Annotated in this window: 10 protein-coding genes; 3 read left to right on the top strand and 7 right to left on the bottom strand. The window is 71.4% G+C overall.

All coding sequences use genetic code 11. The features are described 5' to 3' along the window. Nucleotides 1-29 precede the first annotated feature (29 nt). The 3 genes from ACSDQ9_RS06985 to ACSDQ9_RS06975 all read left to right on the top strand — a co-directional run bounded on the left by ACSDQ9_RS06985 (nucleotide 30) and on the right by ACSDQ9_RS06975 (nucleotide 3,818). Complete coding sequence (locus ACSDQ9_RS06985; protein WP_435145407.1) at nucleotides 30-971, top strand: hypothetical protein; 942 nt, start codon at nucleotides 30-32, stop codon at nucleotides 969-971. A 294-nt stretch (nucleotides 972-1,265) separates the two neighbouring features. Next, on the top strand, nucleotides 1,266-2,360 hold the full coding sequence (locus ACSDQ9_RS06980) for a hypothetical protein (RefSeq protein WP_435145404.1): 1,095 nt from the start codon (nucleotides 1,266-1,268) through the stop codon (nucleotides 2,358-2,360). 219 nt (nucleotides 2,361-2,579) lie between these two features. Beyond that, the gene (locus ACSDQ9_RS06975; RefSeq protein ID WP_435145401.1) at nucleotides 2,580-3,818 is read left to right on the top strand and encodes a vWA domain-containing protein; all 1,239 of its coding nucleotides are present in this window, start codon (nucleotides 2,580-2,582) and stop codon (nucleotides 3,816-3,818) included. Nucleotides 3,819-3,969: 151 nt separating this feature from the next. Here the strand turns inward: ACSDQ9_RS06975 and ACSDQ9_RS06970 are convergent, their stop codons facing one another. The 7 genes from ACSDQ9_RS06970 to ACSDQ9_RS06940 form a co-directional block, all read right to left on the bottom strand. Then, nucleotides 3,970-4,185 (bottom strand): hypothetical protein, encoded by a 216-nt coding sequence (locus ACSDQ9_RS06970; RefSeq protein WP_435145400.1) that lies wholly within the window; start codon nucleotides 4,183-4,185, stop codon nucleotides 3,970-3,972. Between the two features lie 12 nt (nucleotides 4,186-4,197). Then, the gene (locus ACSDQ9_RS06965) at nucleotides 4,198-6,093 is read right to left on the bottom strand and encodes a gamma-glutamyltransferase family protein (protein ID WP_435145398.1); all 1,896 of its coding nucleotides are present in this window, start codon (nucleotides 6,091-6,093) and stop codon (nucleotides 4,198-4,200) included. Between the two features lie 130 nt (nucleotides 6,094-6,223). Next, nucleotides 6,224-7,810 carry a peptidoglycan-binding protein gene (locus tag ACSDQ9_RS06960; protein WP_435145395.1) on the bottom strand — a complete coding sequence of 529 codons (1,587 nt, stop codon included), beginning with the start codon at nucleotides 7,808-7,810 and terminating at the stop codon, nucleotides 6,224-6,226. A gap of 45 nt (nucleotides 7,811-7,855) precedes the next feature. Then, nucleotides 7,856-10,495: a hypothetical protein gene (locus tag ACSDQ9_RS06955; RefSeq protein WP_435145392.1), complete on the bottom strand. Its 2,640-nt coding sequence runs from the start codon at nucleotides 10,493-10,495 to the stop codon at nucleotides 7,856-7,858. A 7-nt stretch (nucleotides 10,496-10,502) separates the two neighbouring features. Beyond that, nucleotides 10,503-12,764, bottom strand: coding sequence for a hypothetical protein (locus tag ACSDQ9_RS06950; protein ID WP_435145391.1), 2,262 nt, complete (start codon nucleotides 12,762-12,764; stop codon nucleotides 10,503-10,505). A 200-nt stretch (nucleotides 12,765-12,964) separates the two neighbouring features. Next, nucleotides 12,965-15,397: a CHAT domain-containing protein gene (locus ACSDQ9_RS06945; RefSeq protein WP_435145389.1), complete on the bottom strand. Its 2,433-nt coding sequence runs from the start codon at nucleotides 15,395-15,397 to the stop codon at nucleotides 12,965-12,967. Beyond that, a complete protein-coding gene (locus ACSDQ9_RS06940) occupies nucleotides 15,398-15,865 on the bottom strand; it encodes a hypothetical protein (RefSeq protein ID WP_435145386.1) in 468 nt (155 codons plus the stop codon).

Below are 15,865 nucleotides of genomic sequence, written 5' to 3'. Positions count from 1 at the left end.
GTGCCCGCCCGACTGGCACAGTGGCGTGCATGTTCACCCCCCGCATCACCTGGCCCGACCTGCCCGCTCCCGTCCGTGACGAGGTCGAGCGCGCGATGGGCACGACGGTGGTCGAGTGGCGCGGGCAGACCGGCGGGTTCTCGCCGGGCACCGCCGACCGGTTGCTGCTGGCCGACGGCACGCGTGTGTTCTGCAAGGCCGTGGGCGCCTCGCTCAATGACGTCTCGCTCGAGCTGGTCCGCCGTGAACTGGCGGTCAACCGCCAGCTGCCACCCGGCCTGCCGAGCCCGCAGCTGCGCCACGGCGCCGAACTCGACCTCGACGGCGACCCCTGGTGCGTGCTGCTGTTCGACGACCTCGAGGGACGCCACCCCCACACCCCCTGGCACCCGGACGAACTGGCCGCGGCCCTGCAGGCTCTGGCCCGCGTGCAGGAAATCGTCGCGGGCGCCCCGGCCGGGCTGCCGACCGTCGACGAGCTGTTCGGCCCCGATCTGGCCCACTGGCCCGACGTGATCGCCGACCCGCCGGCCGGGCTCGACCCGTGGTTGGCGGAGCGACTGGACGACCTCGCGGCCCGCGGCGAGCGGGCGCGCGCGGCGTTGGCCGGTGAGGCCCTGTGTCAGCTCGACGCGCGCGCCGACAACATGGTCATCGACGCGACGGGACGGGTGTGGCTCGTGGACTGGCCCTACGCCAGCCGGGGCGCAGCCTGGGTCGACACCGTTCTGTTCGGGGCGACGGCCGCGATCGCGGGCGAGTGGTCGCCGGCGCACCAGAGCTCGGTGGACGTGGCCGCCGCTGCTCTGGGCTGCGACGGTGACCTACTGACCGATGTGTGGGCGGGTTTCCTCGGCTACTTCGTCTGGATCGCCGAGCTGCCTGCGCCGGACAATCTGCCGACCATCCGGGCCTTCCAGGCGTCGAGCCGGGATGCCCTCACCGGGCTGCTGAAGGAACGCCTGGCCTGAGCCGGTGAGTAGGGCGGGCCGCGAGGGTCGTCCGCATTCTTGGGAACTTCTTGGAATGAGCTGACCGCCGGGACGATGTCTGGGCCCGGTTGGCGCTGGCCCATTGCCACCGTGCCGTTGCGCCAAGACACTCTGACAAGCGATGATGCGCGGCTAGCAGGATTCGGGTTCACCCCGGAACCCGGCGATTTCAGGGCATTCTCACCCGGATTCTGTGAACCATGTCAGAGGCCCGTGCGTGTTCAGGACGTGCTCGACAACGCGAGCGACATTCGTCCACGAAAGGCACTGACCATGAAGATCTCGATCCTCGCCAAGACGATCGCTGGCGCCGCCGCCATGGCCACCTGCGCCACCGCTGCCGTCGTCACCGCAGCTGTTGTCACCGCCCCGGCCGCCCACGCCGAGACCTCGCCGTGGGAGGACAAGCCGATGGGCTGGACGGCGATCGGGCTGACGCCGCAGGGTCGTCCGGACGCCCGTATTCGCGTCGGACTGGCCTCGCCTGCCGGCGACCAGGTGATCTTCGGAAGCTTCCCCGCCCACTCCGAGGTGCGTGACCTCTCGGGCGATGCGCGCACCCTGATGGTGCAGGTGCCCGAGCGCCACCGCACCCAGTTCTCGTTCTACGACACCGTCTCGCGCCGCAATGTCGGCCACGTGCGGGTCACCGGCGACGTCTTTGGGGCCCGGCTCGACCGACCCGGCAATCGCGTGCTGGTGAGCACCACTGACTCGCCCGTGTGGGTGTCGTACCACCGCACCGGCGGCGACGCGATCCTGCTGAAGGGCATCTCGAGCCAGCACGAGCTGACCGAGAGCCTCGACGGCGCCTACGTCTTCGGCATCAACGCCCAGAACAAGCTGCAGACCACCGACAGCCACACCGGACGAACCGTGCGCGCCGTGGCGCTGCCGTCGGGCTTCGTCGAGTGCAACCCCGGGCGTGCGCTCGACGACACCCACATCTCGGTGAACTGCGCTGACCAGAACCAGTCCGGTTCTGTCTTCTCCTACGACCGGACGACCGATCGCTTCACCAACCTCGCCGCGAACCTGCCGGCGAACGCCACCGGCTACACCGGCGCCTGGCAGACCAAGATGGGCCTGCTGGTGGGCCAGCGCAACGCCGAGTGCGGGCCGGTTCCCGGCTGGGTGAAGGGCTCGACCTGGACGAAGGTCAACGGCGCCACCGACCAGGTGCGCGTCGACACGTTCTTCGCCGACGGCAGCGAGGCCGTGGGGGTGCAGGGCGGCTGCGGCGATTCGTCCATGGAGCTGGTGAGCGTGCCCACCACGTTCGACGGTGACTTCACGCCGATGGCCGGCTCGCACACCAACCCCGGCTGGGAGCTGACCAGCTACGACGTGCAGGACGACCTGCAGTGAGCTGATCGGCATGGATGCCGCGTGAAGTTTCCCGGGTCGACAGTGACGCAGTCCCTGTCGTCCCGGGACAGGCGTTTCCTACGCTGATCGCCGCAAGGCCCCACCATCACGCACCACCCTTCCCATTGAGAGCGGGAAACATCCATGTTGCGGTACGTCAGAAAGTCAGTCGCTGCGGTCTTCACCGCGGCCGTTCTCTTCGCCATTCCCACGGCGGCCATGGCAGACGGCTCGGTCGATCCGGCCAGCGTCACCCAGGCCTCCGATCCCGGCACCACCATCACCGTCACCAAGACCATCACTACCCCGGCGATTCCGCCCAAGCCCGACATCGTGCTGGTCGCGGATGCCACCGGCTCGATGGGCACCGCCATCAACAGCGTCAAGACCGAGATGGCCAACATCGTCAACACCGTCAAGGCCGCCCAGCCCGATGCCCAGTTCGCGGTCACCAGCTATCGCGACGAGGGTGACGCCTACCTGTTCAACGTCGCCTCCGACCTGAGCAGCGACGTGCCCACTCTGCAGGCGGCCATCAACAGCATCTCCGCCGGCGGCGGCGGTGATGAGCCCGAGGCACAGCTGAACGCCCTCTACCAGATCGGTGGTGGCGGCGACGCCATCGCCTTCCGGCCGGGGTCGTCCCGCATCATCGTCTGGTTCGGCGACGCCCCCGGGCACGACCCGAGCAACGGCCACAGCCTGGCCGATGCGGTGACCTCCCTGAATGACGTCAGCGCCCGGGTGATCGCCCTCAGCGTCGGCGCCAACCGCCTCAACCTGACCGGTCAGGCCACGACCATCACCGGCGCCACCGGTGGCGTGCTCCTGTCGGGCATTCCGGCCGAGGGCACGGCCGGTGCCGTCCTCGAAGGGCTCGGCAACCTGCCCGCCGAGGTGACCACAAGGACCACCTGCGATCCCGGGCTCTCGGTCAGCTTCGACCCGGCCCTGCCGCAGACGGTGACCAGCGGTGAGAACCTGGTGCTCACCGAGACCATCACGATCGCGGGCAGCGCAGCCCAGGGTGCCACCCTGACCTGCTCGACCACGTTCATGGTCAACGGCTCCGACGCCGATCACCTCACCCAGTCGGTGGCCATCACGGTCAACGACGTGACCCCGCCGACGATCAGTTGTGGCCCCGGCGTCAACCCCGACGGCACCACGCCCACCAACTACCTGTCGTCGGGCTTCTACCAGATGGTGGCCGCCGACAACCTGGCCGGCGTCACCGTGACCGCGAGCGACACCAAGACCGGCACCGTGTTCGGAACCTACGCCGCCGGTTCCTACTTCAAGTTGACCCAGTCCGTGGGAGGCTCCCCGAGCGTCGGCCCGTTCGACGGCATGGTCGACTACCAGTTCAAGGTCAAGGGAGATCTCCTGCTGACCGCGACCGATGCGGCTGGAAACACCGCGACTGCCACCTGCAAGGTTCCGCCGAAGCAGAAGTGACGACTGCGCGAACGAGCAGTTCGCCAGCCCGCAGGGCCTGAGCAAGCCGGACGGCGCCGAGGAGACTCGGCGCCGTTCGTGCGTCCCCGGGGCTCAGTCGGTGCGCGTCAGTCGGGGCGCGTCAGTCGGTGCGCGAGGTCAGGGGCGGCCGTCACCAGGGGCTGGAGCTCACCGGATGGGCGGCCCGCTCGGCCGCAACCTCGGGGTTGAGCTCACCATCGGCATTGCGCGGAGTCCAGGTCTGGTCGTGCGTCCATTCGGAGTCGCACGACGAGCAGATGAAGACCTCCCGGTGGTCGATCTGGTCGCCCGCGGGGCCCCAGTTGCACGTGCCCTGGCAGTCGCCAGACCTCAGTTCTCGTCCCATGCAGACAGTGTGTCAGCGGCCGGCGGCGTAACTCTGCATTCCGCGGGGATTCGCACCGGCCAACAGCTGGCCCGTGTGCGGGTGCCGGGCCACCGCGCTGAGCCGGCCCTCGCTCCAGGGGGCGCCGACCTGCACCTGGTGGCCGCGCCGGTGCAGGCCGCCGACGACCTCGGGCGAGGTGTTGCCCTCGACCACGAGGGTGTTCGGCAGCCACGCGCGCGGGTGGAACGAGCCCACCACGTGCTCGGTGTGCCAGTTGGGCGCATCGATGGCCGCCTGCAGGTCGAGCCGGCCTCGTCCGTTCTTCAGGCTGGCCTCGAAGTCGTGCGCCAGCCTGACGAACAGGTGGAACGACCACTGGTCCTGCTGGTCGCCGCCGGGGGTGCCGAAGGCCAGGGTCGGACGACCGCCGTAGTGCGCGATCGAGGGGGTCAGGGTGGTGCGGGGCCGCTTGCCGGGGGTGAGGGTGTTGGGCAGGCCCTCGTCGAGCCAGGCCATCTGCAGCCGCGTGCCGAGCGGGAAGCCGAGCTCGGCGATCACCGGGTTCGACTGCAGCCAGCCGCCCGACGGGGTGGCCGCGACCATGGTGCCCCACTGGTCGACGACGTCGATGTGGCAGGTGTCGCCGCGGGTCTGGCCGTTGCTCGACACGTGCGGGTCGGTGGGCTGGGGGTCGTGTGGCTGCGGGTCGGTGGGCTCCTGATGCTGCACGGTCGGCTCCCCGAGACCGTTCATCGTCGGCTGCACCGACTCGCCCCGCAGCAGCCGCCGCACGTGGGCGGGCACCCGCGCGGGGATGCCGTCGAACGGTTCGCCGGGCACCCAACCCAGCGAGGCGGTGTCGCGGATGAGCGAGCGACGCACGGCCGTGTAGGCACCGTCGAGCAACAAGGCGAGCGGGGTGGGCAGGGTGTCGCCGTACCAGGCGTCGCGGTCGGCGAAGGCCAGCTTCGCGCCCTCGACGAGGCGGTGCACGGTGGCGGCGTCGAAGTCACCCGACCCGGTGGTGGTCAGGTCGGAGGGGGTCAGGTCGTCGAGCAGGGCCAGCTGCTGCAGGAAGGCCGGGCCCTGGCTCCACTGGTCGGCCTTGTGCACCGTCCAGTCGCCCCACGAATGGCTGACCGTGGGCTCCCAGGTGGGCTCCCAGCGCAGTTGCTCGTCGGGCTCCCACCGGGCGGCGTGCTCGGTGCCGGTCGCGTCGACGGTGGGCGTGTTGGCCGCGCGGACGAAGGCCTCCGCGATGAACCCCTGTCGCCACACCTGGCGGGCCCGCTCGATGCGGGTCTCGCGGTCACCGCCGCCGGCCTCGGACTCGGCGAGCCAGCGCTTCCAGGTTGCCGCCAGGGTGGGGTTGACCAGGCGTTCGTCGGGACTGGGGGCCAAGCCATGCGGCAGGTAGACCTCGGCGGAGGTCGTCCAGTGGCGGGTGAACTGCTCGCGCACAGCCTCGACGGTGCGGCCGATCTGGGGGATGGGGAAGTGCCCCTTCTCGGCCAGCCCGATGGCGTGGTCGAGCACCCCTTCGAGACCCCAGGTTCCCTTGTCGCGCAGCAGCACCAGCCAAGCGTCGACGGCGCCGGGCACGGCCGCGGCGAGGGGACCGGTGCCCGGCACGAGGTCGAGTCCCAGCTCGCGGTAGGCGGCGGCGGTGGCCTGGCTGGGGGCGGGGCCCTGCCCGCACAGCACCAGCGGATCCCCCTCGGCGGGGCTGAAGAGAATGGGTGCGTCGCCGCCGGGGCCGTTCAGGTGGGGCTCGACCACGTGCAGGGTGAAGGCGGCCGCCACGGCGGCATCGGCGGCGTTCCCGCCGCGCTCGAGCACGCTCATGCCGGCGGCCGTGGCCAGCCAGTGGGTGGTCGAGACCATCGCGAAGTCGCCGGAGAGGGTGGGGCGGGTGGTGAAGGCCATGCCCCGACGCTATCGCGGTGGTGAGAAGGCAGGGCGAGCCAGAACTTGGTTCCAGTTGCCTGAGCTGGCCTCTGCGAGGGCTCTGGGCGGAACTGGAACCGAGTTCTGGTTGTCACTGAGCGGCCACCGGTCAGCCGAGGGCCGCCCAGGTCATGGGTCCCACCACACCGTCGGCGGTCAGGCCTCGGCTGCGCTGGAACGAGCGCACGGCCGACTCGGTGGCGGGTCCGAACTGTCCGTCGGCCACCAGGGAGTAGCCGCAGGCATTGAGCTTCTGCTGCAGGGCGACCACGTCTGGGCCGGTGGAACCGCGGCGGATGGTCGGGCGGTTCTGGGTCGACCCCGATGAGCCCTGCTGGCCCCCGTTCTGCTGGCCCCCGTTCTGCTGGCCCCAGCCACCGTTGTTGGTGGGCCCCGGGTCGGGCTGTGGGTTGGGCTGGGGCTCGGGCTGCGACCAGGGATCTGGCTCGGGCTGGGGGTCTGGCTCCGGCTGCGGGTCTGGCTCCGGCTGCGACCAGGGGTCCGGTTCGGGCTGGGGCTGCGGATCGGGCCGGGCCGGTCCTCCCTCGAGCGCCGCCCACGTGTTCGGCCCGACGACGCCATCGGCGGTCAGCCCGTGGTCGGCCTGGAACTGCTTGACCGCCCGGGCCGTGTTGGAGCCGAACTGGCCGTCGACCGACAACCAGAACCCGAGCCCACTCAGCTTCTGTTGCAGATAGGTGACATCGGCGCCCGACGACCCGATCCGGAGCGTGGGTCGGGTCGTGCCCACCTGGCCTCCACCACCCGAACCTCCGGAACCGCCAGAACCTCCCGAGCCACCAGAGCCCCCGCCCCATCCGGACGCCGCCGGGGCCGCCACCGTGAACGGCTTCTGGGCCAGGAACTCCGGCGTGACGTGCCCCGACGTGTCCAGGTTCGGCACCTGGTCGGAGGGCAGCCGCGCGGCGATCGCGTTCTTGAAGGACGCGTAGTCACCCGAGAATTGCCCGCCCCGCCAGACAGCCAGCAGCGCCTCGGTGAAGGCACCGTTGCCGTCGCCGTCCGACGACAGCTGGTAGTCCTGACAGCCCGAGATCAGCACGACCTGGGCGGCCACGTCGACCGAGCGGGTCGGCCCGGCCAGCGTCTGCACCGTCGAGTACAGGTCGCGGCGGTTGGCCTGGTCGGCGAGGGCGTCGCTCAACGGCAGCGCCTTGGGTCGCAGCGGTTCCACGCGCACCCCGTCGGGCCACAGTTCCTTGCCCAGCGGGTTGCGCACCAGCGCCTCGCGGGTGGCGATGTTGAGGATCGAGCGGGTGACGGTGCCGGAGTGGCACGAGTCCGAGATCACGAAGACCCGCACCCCGGCGGCGAACTGGGCATACATGCGGGACAGTTCGTCGTCCAACACCTGGCGGTCGTAGCAGCACCAGGTCTCGTCGTAGCCGTCGTCCTCGTCGCCGTTCTCGTCGCGGATCTGGCCGCCGTGGCCCGAGTAGGTGATCAGCACCAGGTCGTCGGCGGTGGCCAGCCGGGTCAGCTGCCCGATCGACTGCAGCACCCTCGTCGAGGTGGCCTGCTGGTCGAGCAGTTGCATGGTCTGGAAGCCGGCCCTCTGGGCCAGCGTCTGCATGTCGTTGGCGTCGTTGATGCACCCCGCGAGGGTGGCGACGTTCATCTGGTAGGCCTGATTGTCGACCACGTTGAGGCCGATGTGCAGGGAGTATCCGGTCATGGGAGTGGTTCCTTTCCGTGAACCTGGGGTGGGTGGTCGAGCGGGTCAGACGGGAGTGGGGACGGCGATCAGCACGCCTTGGGTGCGCACCGGCCACGCCACTGGGGGAGCGGCGATGCGGGTGCCGTCCGCCTGCACGGCGGTGGCCGTCCAGGTCAGCACCGGGTCGGCTGCATAGCTGGTCAGGGGCAGGACGAACTGGCGCTCGCCCTGTCGTTGGCGCGCGGTCAGCACGAGCACCTCGGGACGATGCCCGAGCAGTTCGCAGGAGACCTCGAGCCCGGCCACCTGGGTCAGGTCGCCGGTGGCGATGAAGGTGACCCCCAGATTGAGGTCGTCGATGTAGCTGCGGTCCTCGTCCAACGACTCGGTGCCGGGCTCGGACTGCCAGTCGAGGGTCAGATCGCCGCCAGTGGTCGTGGTCGGCGTGCCGCTCGGCAGGTCGACGGTGGCGGTGGCGCCCGGGTCGAGCACCAGCCCCGGCGACGCCACCACGGTGCCGGCAGCCAACACCGCCGCGACCGACACCCGGCGGGTCGCCCGATTGACCAGCGTCAGCCGGTCGGCCGTGCGGGTCATCTCGACCGGGCCCTCGGGGGGCCCGACGACACGGGTCAGGTCGAGGCGCAGCGTCGAAGCGACGTCGTCACCGCCCGGCAGCCGGTAGCGGGCCGACCCCACCAGCCCCGAGCGGGTGAGCAGGGTGCGCAACGTCTGCACGCCCGGCACGTCGGTGGTGAGCAGCACCGTGAACCCGGTGTCGATCGGCATGCACTCGACCGCCATCGTGCTGGGCACGGCCCACGAGATCTCGGGGGTGAGCCCGGCCCGCCAGGGGTCGACCAGATCGACCGGACGACCGGCCCGCACCCCCAGTTCCGCGGCGATCCGCGCCCGATCGGCGGCGGTCAGCGGGGGCTCGAGGGCGGCCGCCAGTACGCAACGGATGTTGGCGGGATTGTCGACGTCGAGCACGGTCGACAGCAGCAGCGTGGGCGCGAGGGGGTCGTCCGGGTCGAGGAGTCGGCGTCGTCCGATCTGGTGGTTCTCGGCGAGCACGAGGTAGCGGCCGGGTTGGGTGAGCGACCGGAACAGTTGCACGCCGGTCACCGAGGTCGCCGGCTCCCGCTGCCAGGTGCGGTACTCGGTCTCACCGAGCCGCAGGGCGGGCTGGCAGCCGATCGCCCGCCAGCCGTCGCCGGGGGCGGTGCCGAGTTGGCGGTAGAGCTGGCCGTGGTCGGCGCAGGGCAGCATCGCCGGCACCTGGAGGGCCACCGTCGACTGCACCCAGGTGTGCCGGGCGACGGCCACCTCGTCGACGGCATGCAGGTCTTGCAGCGCTGGCTGGATGCGCAGCTTGGCCTTCGCGAGGCTGGCGAGATGGGTCGAGGCCAGCGTGCGATCGGGCTGATCGAGCTTGCGCAGGGCCACCTGCGGACGAGTGGCCAGGATCGGGTAGCGCTGAAGCTTCAGTCCCTCGACGCGGACGTGGGGCCCGGTCGCCTCGGGGCGCCAGCCGGCGTGCGCCAGCGTCACCACCAGCTGCGCGGGGCTCTCCTGGAAGCCGGGCGTCGACAGCGACCCGTAGGCCAGCCGCGCCCAGGTGTCGGCGAGCACGAACCGCACCGTCACCGTCGACCCGGACTCACCGAAGGTGCCGTTGACCACGGTCTCGCTCGCGGCGACCACCTCGGCCCGGGTGGCGCCGAGCTCGTCCCGGAAGGGCAGCGACAGCCCGACCTGCACCGCGCACGGCACGGGCTTGAGCGTGGGGTCACCGGCGGCATGCCACGCGGCCAACGTCGCCTCGGACGGCCCGGCCGCCAGCGTCAGGGTCACGGTGGCCTCGAGGCCGGTGGTGCCGTCGGACTGGTGACCGGCGGTGCGCAGGTCGAAGGTGAACGGGGAGTCCTCGGCGTCGACCCCTGCGGCCGGTGCCACCAGCGTGACCTCGGGCAGGTACCAGCGGGTGTCGTCCCCCTTGTCGGCGAGCAGTGGTTCACCGCTCAGCACCGGCCCGGTCTCGGCGGGGGTGACCGGGAACATCACCACCAGACCCGGGTCGAGCCGAAGTCCGCTGATGGTGCCGTTGATCGGCGTCAGGGTGGCCAGCGGGGTCGGCGCGACCACCTGGGTGAGAGGCGCCACGGCCTGGGCGGTCAGTCGCATCAGCGGCATCGCCATGGCGTCCCGGCTGGCGCGGGCCGATCGCGGACGAGGCACCTGGTCGCCATCGACCGTGATCAGGTGCAGCACGTCGTCGGGTCGTTCGGCCACGACGGGGGAGAGCAGTTCCAGCAGGTTCACCCGCCACTGGCCGGCGAGGCCGTCATCGCGGCGGGCCTCGACGCGCACCACCGGGTCGTCCGATTGGGGCGTGGTGCGCCCGGCGGCCAGCCCGGTGAGCAGGCGTCGGGCCTGCTCACCGGCGACGCTGGCCTGCAGCGCCGCTTGGCCGAAGGGTCCGCGCGACTCGACGGTGGCGGCGTCACCGTCGGGGCTGGCGAGGGTGAACCTCACCCACGCCAGCCGGTCGAGGCGGCACACCAGGTCGAGGGTCAGACTGACCCGGAGCACCGCCTCGGTGATCGCCTCGTGCGGCGCGGGGGCGTGGTCGAGCAGCACGGTCACGTTGGCGAGCGCCACCCCCCGTGGATCACGCCGCACGTCGACGATCGTGGACATGGCCGCCTCACACCCGGTAGCCGAGGAAGGTGGCGGGCGCAGCCGAGACCGTGCGGGTGACGGTCAGCTCGCGGGTCACGGGCGCCGTCAGCGGTTCGTCCTGCGGAGCCCCCTGGGCCTCCGCGGTGGGCTGGTCGCCCTGGTCGTACCCGTTCTGGTCGGCCCCGGTCTCGTCGTCGGCACCCGTCTGGTCGGGGTCGGCATCGGCCGGCAGTCCGCGGCCCAGCTGGCGCAGGGCATGCACCCGGTCGTCCGTCAGGGCACGCGTGGTGACGCCGGGATCGTCCGGCATCGGCACCTGCACGATCATGGGGCCGTTGCCGTTCGACTCGACCCACGGACCGGTCCACGACTGGCCCTTGCGGAACAGGGTGCCCTTGACGGTCGCGGTCACCTTGTAGCGGTAGTAGGGCAGCAGTGCGGGATCGCCCGAGAAGACGGTCCAGCTGCGGTCGGCGTCGAGGTCGTCGAAGCCCCACCGGAACCGCACCGGCGTCATGCCGAGCGACTCGTACTGGGCGTCGGTGGCCTCCATCAGCACCTCGACGGTCTGGGACTTGTCCTCGAGCATCGCCCCCAGCGAGATCGGCCCGACGGCGATGCGTCCGGCGTTGTCGGCGCGCACTTCGAGGGTGGTGTCGTTGAGCAGGGTGCCGTTGGGCTCGGGGTCGAGGTCGATGACATTCTTCTCGATCTGCACACGGTGGTACGGATCGGCCGTCTCACTGGGCGGCTCGGCCAGGTGCACCTTGCGCTTCACGAACGTCTTGTCGGGCGTCCAGCCCGAGGGAGCCCCCTGCACGTCGGCGGCCTCCTTCTGGGCGGTCTGGAACTTCCAGGTCGGATCGTTGCCGTCGGACGACGAGAAGCTGTGCCCCTCCCAGTTGATGGCGCCGGCCGTGTTGGGGTAGCCGATCTGGGCCGACAGGAACTGCACGGTCTTGTCGTCCCAACTGGCCACCGGACGAACCACCCGCGCCAGTCGGCGGGGCCAGTCGTCGAGGTAGACGGTCATGAAGTACTTGCGCTCGCCGTCGGGGTCGGCCTTGATCTCGTCGGCCATGCCGGCCAGCGACGACGAGACCGTGTGGTCCTGCAGGTAGGCGAACTGCTTGGTCTCTTCGTAGTGCAACTCGAGATGGGTCTCGTCGCGGCGGTACTTCAGCGCCAGCCCGACGCCCCACGGGGAGAAGAAGCTGGAGCCCGACTCGGCCTTGGCGGCCTCGACCTGCGGCTGCGGCGGGTCGAAGATCACCTTCTGCGCCATCTCCATGAACTTGTTGAAGACGAGGTCGGAGCGCTCCTCCATCAACTTGCCGATCTCGTCGGCCCCGGGAAGGGTGGTGTCGACCTTGATGTCGACCTTGATGTCGCCCGACTTGCGCAGGTTGTTGAACTCGGCCTGGGCATCGACCTTCGCCCACAGGTAGCGGCCGGAGGCGGCCGCCGAGAAGTGGCTGAACACCGAGTCCCAGTTGCCGTCGATCTTGATGGTGCACACCGGCGACCAGACCTTCAGCTTGTAGTTCTGGATGACGATCAGCGGGCTGGCCGTGCCGTGGAACCCGGCCCAGGCGACCGACGTGGGGTACTTGCCCAGCAGTCCCGAGAAGGCGTGGGTGCCGGTCGGGTCGATCGAGCCCGAGCCCTGCCCCTGCATGACGCAGTACCAGGGGTCGAGGTTGTTGTCGGTGGTGACCGGCGGCATCGGTTCGGCGTCGCGCTTGAGCGCCTTGCTGGCCGGCATGCCGATGGCGCGGAAACCGCCCGATCCCAGACTGCGAGTGCCGGGATCCTGGGTCGGGAAACCGCTCCCGGTCGGCGCCAGGTTCGACACGCTGGTGGTGGTCTGGGCGATGATGGCCGGCCGGAAGGTCGGCGGCTTGCTGCGGCCCTTCAGCCCCCAGAACGCATCGGTCGACTCGGCGAACTGGGCGGTGATGGCGTCCTCGGCCTGACGTCGAGTGGCCTCGGGCAGGGCGCCGGTCACCGAGAAGGTGAGCATGCCGCCGGCGACGTCTCCGCCGCCACCGATGACGCCCTCGCCGCCGGTGCCCGAAAAGCGCAGCAGGTTGAACAGGTAGTCGCCCTTGTCGGGGCCGTCCTTGCGGGCCATGCGCACCTGGTTGGGAATGTAGTAGAAGACCGGCGACTCGCCCGCCGCGATCAGGTCGCGGTTGCACACGTCGGGCAGGTAGAGGACGGCGTACCCGTCCTTGACGATCGGTTGGGTGCCGCCGGCGTAGGTCGGACCCATTGCCTGGACCATGGTTCAGCCTTTCCTCGTGGGATGAGGTGGGGACGCTGTCGTCCTCACCTCTTGCAAGAGGAGCCCGCACCGCGGGTGATACCCCCGACTCAGACGGGTGCCGACCGGCGCGCGCCAACGGGGGCAGCCACGAGCGGGTTCGGTAGCTGAGAGCTACGGAAGGCCATCGTGGCTGCCCCAGTTGGCAGGACCCCGCCGGGTCAGCCGGCGCGCCACCCCGAACCGAAGCAGGTGTAGGCGCCGGCCGCCGGGTCGGCCGCCGTGGCCTCGGCGAGTGCGACCGCCGCCTCGGCGCCGGCGGCCAAGCGGGCGTGGTAGCCGTCCATCACGGTGGCCGCCAGATCGTCGGCGATGGGTGCCACCGGCGCGACCACGCAGGCCACCCCGCAGGTGAGCAGCGTGTGGGTGAACCCCAGCGGCTGGTCGCCCGGACGATGGGTGGCGCGGCCGATCTCGCAGGCCGACAGCACCACATGGCTGGCGCGAACGGAGGCGCCCTCGAGTTCGTGGGCCCACACCGGGCCCTGGTCGGTCAGCAGGTTCGAGAACAGCGGGTTGTCGCCGCGGTGCTCGCCGTGGGCCGCCACGTGCACGACATCGGCCTCGGTGAGCGCGTTCACCAGCCCGATCACCGGCGCTCCGGACCAGCGCCGGTCGACGGCCGCGGCCTCCCGCGGGGCAGCCGGCAGGTCGGGCCCGACCACGCAGGCCACCCGGGGATCGGCCACCCGCTGCGAGGTCAGGGCCCAGCTCGACGCGGTGGGCGCCACCGTGACCGGACGCCCCACCCACGGCGGCAACGACCCCCACGGCAGCCCCGAGAGCGCTCGCGACGGCACCACCACCAGCTGGCCCACAAGCTCACCGAGCGGCTCGACCACCCGGTGGGTGAGCTGGTCAAGATGGGCACTCAGCGACGCGCGCACCGCCCCCGACAAGGGGTGGGCGTCGCCCAGTCGGGCGTGCGCGGCGAGGTCGGCGCGGGTCGCCTCGACCAGATCGACGACCTCGGTCACCGACCCGAGGTCGACCAGTCGGGTCGGGGCCTGCGACAACACCACGGCGGCCAGCCGCTCCCCCCGACGCACGGCGACCACCACCGTCGCCCCCGCGCGGTGCGCCGCCGCGCGCAGGGCGGCGTGCCCCAGGGTCGTCACCCGGTCGGGCAACTCGGCCACCCTGGCCCACGAGTGCTCCCGCAGCGTTCGCTCCAGGTCGCCGATCTGTCTCAGCGTGACGGCGTCGCCCGGCTGCAGTTCGGCGCGCAACACCCGCAGTCGCGACGCGAGGTCGGCGAGCACCGAGTCGTCCGCGGGGCGAAGTTGGGGCGGGGCCCCGCGGGTGGCCGCGCGCCAGCGTTCGCTGGTCTCGAGCAGCGCCACCGCGCCGCGTCCGCTGGCGAGCTCCAGGTCGAGTTGGGCGGCCTCCTCACCGTGCACCGCCATGGCCGTGCGCAGGTCGAGGCTGGCCAGCCCCAGCTGCGCGCGGACCAGCCGCCTGCTCGCCGTGCGCAGCACCCTGCGCGCGCGATCCGGATCACCCCCGGCCACCGACTGTCGGGCCTGGGCCAACCGGGCCGACGTCTGCTGCGACAGCGCCGGTGCTCGCACCAGGGCGGCCAGGTCGCGGGCGAGGTCTCGTCCGAGCTCGGTGTCGGGGGTGATGCGGGCGATCTCGTCGCCGACGGCGCTGCGCACGGCCACCTCGGACGACTGGCGGGTCGTCTGCAGGTCGGCCGCCCGACGGGCGTCGTCGCGCAGGTCGAGTGCGTCGTCGAGGGTCGGACGAGTGGCCACCTGCAGCAGGCGGGCCCGGCGCTCCCAGAACTCCTCGGCCCGGGCGGCGAAGGCGGCGGCGGCGCGGCTGGCGGCCAGGTGGGCCTCGTCGGGGTGACCCAGCAGCAGGTGACAGCGGGCCAGGGTGACGTCGATCTCGGCGGCCTGCCGGTCGCCCTCGGCGTCGGTGCGCGCGGCCTCCAACCGGTCGCGGGCGTCGGTGAGCAGACCCGACTCCATCAGCACGCGGGCCTGGTCGAGCCGCAGCACCGACCGGTTCAGGTCGACCGGCATGTCGTCGGCCTGCTGCATGGCCGCGAGTGCGGCGGGAATGTCGCCGCGCAGGAAGAGCACCCAGCCCAGGTTGTGGCGGGCCATGAACTCCAGCGGGCCGACTCCTTCGGCGGCCGCCAGTTCGGCGGCCGTGGAGAGGTCGGCGATCGCCTCGGGGTAGTGGGCGACCTGCGAGGCGATGGTGCCCCGGTTCATCAGCAGGCGCATGCGATCGGCCACGGGGAGTGCCTCGGGGTCGACCCTGGCCAGCGCGCGAGCGGCGGCAGCCAACTCACCTGAGCGCGCCAACAGGATGCCGATCTGTGACTGGGCGGTCGCCTCGACGGCCGCCAGTCCCGCTGCCTGGGCATCGCCGACGACCGCCCGCAGCGCCCGCTGGGCAGGGCCGGGCCCGTCACGCTCGAAGACCACCCACGCCTGCGAGACCCGCACCCTGAGCCGCAGCTCGAGCCGGTCGGCGGGGCAGGCTGCGAGGGCACGCCCGAGCAGCACCGCAGCCTCGTCGGTGCGGTGCTCGTTCAGGGCCGTGCGGGCCTGCTCGTACAGCTCGTCCGGGTCGTCCACTCACACCTCGATGGGTGGGGTGACCACCGGTCTGGCCGCCGCCCGCACGGGGTGCACCAGGAAGTGCACGGGGCCGTGCGGCACCTCGTCCCAGACCAGTCGCCCGGTGGCGTCGGAGGTGCGACTGGTCGAACCCGACTCGGTGACCAGCTCGACCCGCACGCCGCCGCCGGTGACCCAGCCGTCGATGCGCACGGACCCTCCGCTGGGGCCGTCGTCCTCGGCGATCAGCACGGTCAGGCTGATGGTCGAGCTGGTGAAGGTGATCGTGTCCGCCCGGACGGGGCCGCCGCGGGCCAGCGCCAGGTGCTCGTCGGTGATGGTGGCCAGTTCGGCCTCCATCGCCTGCATGGACAGGGCGAAGTGCAACCGCTCGAGCAGGCCGTGCGGTAGGGGATCGTGGGCGGCCTCGGCGGTGGCGATCCGGGCGAGCAGCAGCAGGTCGTCGTCCGTCAGATTCTCGTTCAT

Source organism: Aestuariimicrobium soli (genome assembly GCF_051192575.1).
GTDB lineage: Bacteria > Actinomycetota > Actinomycetes > Propionibacteriales > Propionibacteriaceae > Aestuariimicrobium > Aestuariimicrobium soli.
The sequence above is the reverse complement of the archived record's forward strand: the minus strand, read 5'-3'. Positions and strand labels throughout refer to the sequence as shown.

Bases quoted from the DNA above. Each gene is read 5' to 3' on its own strand.
- ACSDQ9_RS06965 (WP_435145398.1), bottom strand. From the start codon at position 6,093: ATGGCCTTCACCACCCGCCCCACCCTCTCCGGCGACTTCGCGATGGTC.
- ACSDQ9_RS06975 (WP_435145401.1), top strand. From the start codon at position 2,580: ATGGCAGACGGCTCGGTCGATCCGGCCAGCGTCACCCAGGCCTCCGAT.
- ACSDQ9_RS06950 (WP_435145391.1), bottom strand. From the start codon at position 12,764: ATGGTCCAGGCAATGGGTCCGACCTACGCCGGCGGCACCCAACCGATC.
- ACSDQ9_RS06985 (WP_435145407.1), top strand. From the start codon at position 30: ATGTTCACCCCCCGCATCACCTGGCCCGACCTGCCCGCTCCCGTCCGT.
- ACSDQ9_RS06980 (WP_435145404.1), top strand. From the start codon at position 1,266: ATGAAGATCTCGATCCTCGCCAAGACGATCGCTGGCGCCGCCGCCATG.
- ACSDQ9_RS06940 (WP_435145386.1), bottom strand. From the start codon at position 15,865: ATGAACGAGAATCTGACGGACGACGACCTGCTGCTGCTCGCCCGGATC.
- ACSDQ9_RS06970 (WP_435145400.1), bottom strand. From the start codon at position 4,185: ATGGGACGAGAACTGAGGTCTGGCGACTGCCAGGGCACGTGCAACTGG.
- ACSDQ9_RS06955 (WP_435145392.1), bottom strand. From the start codon at position 10,495: ATGTCCACGATCGTCGACGTGCGGCGTGATCCACGGGGGGTGGCGCTC.
- ACSDQ9_RS06960 (WP_435145395.1), bottom strand. From the start codon at position 7,810: ATGACCGGATACTCCCTGCACATCGGCCTCAACGTGGTCGACAATCAG.